Below are 2,782 nucleotides of genomic sequence, written 5' to 3' on the forward strand. Positions count from 1 at the left end.
GCGTTACGACAAGCTGGCAAGTAGCTTTAAAGCGATGGTCACACTGGCTTGCATCGAAAGATGCTTGCGGGCTGACTTTTCAGACAAACCCTAGGTTCACTCTAGCCAAGACAGCTCTGTAATCAACGCCATACATATTCATTTCCGCGATTAAAGCGGCGATCACTGCTAGATGGCCTGGTATTTCTCCATAGCGAGCGTAATTCGAAACTGAGTTGCGATTCATTCTCATTAGCTGCGCGAATGCCCGGATAGTCAAGCCGGACTTTGCCAGTTCATTTAGAAACTCATCATAGGTCATTAGGGCGTACGATCACGATCGAGGACTACGTTAGTCTATGCCAGAAAACACATAAAATCATGTGCTACTGGTTGGATCCGGTTGGCTTTTTTGATTCCGTGCTCAAGTCAAGGTGTTCGCGAAGCTCAATGACGCCTACGTTGGTGTCGACCTGGAATCGAAAAGGTTGCTGGCGTACCCCGTAGGTCAGGACGGACATCTTTTCCGTTTGGATGAGATACGGTCCTGGCGCATCCTTCCAGTTGGCAAGAGCAACCATCGTTTGGGGCTGTTGACCAGCGATTTGGCTATTCCGACGTTCAGCCTCGCGCTTAGAACGACGGACGTGAACAATACGGAGGCACGGCTGCATGCAATCTTCAGCACTTAACAGGTTGACGGAGCCTTCACTTACCCATTCGGAGTAGCCCGATGGCGGACGTAACTGCAGGCAGTGTTTGGTAGGTAGATATCGCTCAACTGAAGCAAGCCAACGCCACTATGCGTTTGGCCAATCAAGCGCTGGCTTCTGACGATGTTGCTGTTCTATCTGCTCTCGGTTTTTCACTCGCTCACATTCGAGAGCTGAGGCGCAAAGGTGGCTTCAGAACCTCTTCCGTTGCGCAGAACACACGAATGATCAATTACCTACAACAAAGGGAATCTGCCCATGCTGATTAGCCACACACCATTGAGCATCGCGTCCGACATTCTGGCGGCTACGACCATCGATTCTGTCCGCCGATCCACTTCGTATCATGCATGCGGCTGGCAGATTCTTGATCGCTGGGCGTTTAATTCTCCCGAACGACTTCGGGCACTTGAGGTGCAAGGTGAGCTGCTGCTTCTAGGGCGGTTGCTTGAACAGGAAATTATCGAGCACAACGCGCTCATTTCCCCACTCGGATTGGCCCAGCGGAGGCAAGGGCTGGCGGATCATGAGGTACTTGCGCTGGGGGGCCTCTCTACCGAGTAGTGATCCATCGTCGTGAGCGGATTCCGCCAGAATTTTCCGCCCGATGAGTGTAGTGGGGTCTCGGGGCTTGCCTTAAACAGGTAGAACAGTAATTGCATGGACTTTACCGCCTGTTTGCACTCGACTTGATTAGCATACTGGGTGTCATTGACCGACTAAATTCGACCCAAAGCTGACGGTGTCGATAGGCAGCAATCGGCCCAGAGCGAAGGCCCAATGCTGACAGCAATAGGCTTGGGTCAGCCAGAAAATTATCATTCCTGTGGGAAAGGCTTGCCCTTGGACTCCCAGTCTACTTTTTTCGTCTCGGTAGGGTTTTCGAATGCCCCTCTTATCTTGACTCTTGTAGCTGTAAATCCCCCGCGATATCTTTGACCATTCCACTGGCTACCAAAAGCGGTACTAGTAGCTTGTGTAGTTCGGGCTCGACAAACTCTTTGATTACGCCCAACGGTAAACTTCCGCTAACCGCCATTTCGGATTTGGTATAGGACCACCAGGCCTTTCTCAGTAGCTGCGAGACATCGCTGGAGGAGGTAGCAGCAAAGCGACGATTTTTTTGGACACCTTCGAAATTGAAGGTGTGCTGGTGCTCATAACCGGTTTCATCACCTCCACTAGCCCTACAACGCATGCAGGTGCAGGGGCCGTTTCCGAAGGCCTTGTCCAAAAAAGCGTTGTACTCAACAATAGGCCTTGGCGCTAAACGCAGGCTCAGTTGAGACATACCCGTAGTCGCTTGTATTTTATTAGTTAATGCTGCATCCAAACATACAGACTTTCTAGGTTCTAAAACGCTTTGGCGCTCAGTTAAAGTGTATTCAGGCACTTCCGACCAAGATGCGAAGTCGTCCGAAAACATTAGCTTTCCCATCTTCAATAGGAAGGAAGGGTCTAACTGCTCGCGTACAATTTCGCAAAAAAGGTTTGCTGCTTTTACGAATTCTTTGAAACTGGTGACGTAGGTCTTAGCCCAAGCGATATGGTCACGGTTATCGCTGTCATAGTTAGGGTTATTGTACCGCTTATAGGCGTGGACTCCCCGATAAGTTTTCCTGTGGTCTTCGTATTCTCCCCGTTCTAATAGCAGATCAACGGCATAATTTGCCTTGTGAATCATATCGGACGCTGAAAGCACGATGTCCGAAAAGCTCCCTTTCGGAAAAATCCAACTAGGGAGCTTTACCCTTGCGGACCTAGCACCTTCAACAAAACTGTCATGAAGGGCGGGTATATGCTCCCAGCAGGCCTCCTGAACCCAGCCGTACCAATTATAAATCTGGAGGTCAGCCGCTATATCGTTGACGATTGAGCTTACGTGCCCATCAATTCCTGGCTGTTCTTGGCGAGCAATGGATGTCGCCTTCTCAAATTCTATCGCTCTGGGGGCTCGGTCAAATACGGCAAGCAGTTTATGAAGTGAATCCTGATTAAATTTATTATCTTCAGGAAACACTACCTTCCAACGCTTACTAGGAATGGTCTGAAGTAGGCCGCTATTTTTAGACTGCTGAGCCATAGCCGCT

The 2,782-nt window shown here is 49.9% G+C and carries 2 protein-coding genes and 1 pseudogene; 2 read left to right on the top strand and 1 reads right to left on the bottom strand.

Annotation, left to right across the window (positions count from 1 at the left end; all coding sequences use genetic code 11):
• Together AO277_RS29875 and AO277_RS12340 are read left to right on the top strand one after the other, a co-directional pair.
• Positions 1-94 (top strand): annotated as a pseudogene (locus AO277_RS29875) (IS5/IS1182 family transposase); the annotation flags it as partial.
• An 856-nt stretch (positions 95-950) separates the two neighbouring features.
• Positions 951-1,256 carry a hypothetical protein gene (locus AO277_RS12340; protein ID WP_044320146.1) on the top strand — a complete coding sequence of 102 codons (306 nt, stop codon included), beginning with the start codon at positions 951-953 and terminating at the stop codon, positions 1,254-1,256.
• A gap of 331 nt (positions 1,257-1,587) precedes the next feature.
• On the opposite strand, the gene AO277_RS12345 is transcribed toward AO277_RS12340, so the two are convergent.
• Entirely contained in the window at positions 1,588-1,983 is a 396-nt protein-coding gene (locus tag AO277_RS12345; protein WP_044320148.1) for a hypothetical protein, read from the bottom strand.
• Positions 1,984-2,782 lie beyond the last annotated feature (799 nt).

The sequence above is a fragment of the Pseudomonas amygdali genome (genome assembly GCF_002699855.1).
In the GTDB taxonomy this organism is placed as follows: Bacteria; Pseudomonadota; Gammaproteobacteria; order Pseudomonadales; family Pseudomonadaceae; genus Aquipseudomonas; species Aquipseudomonas amygdali.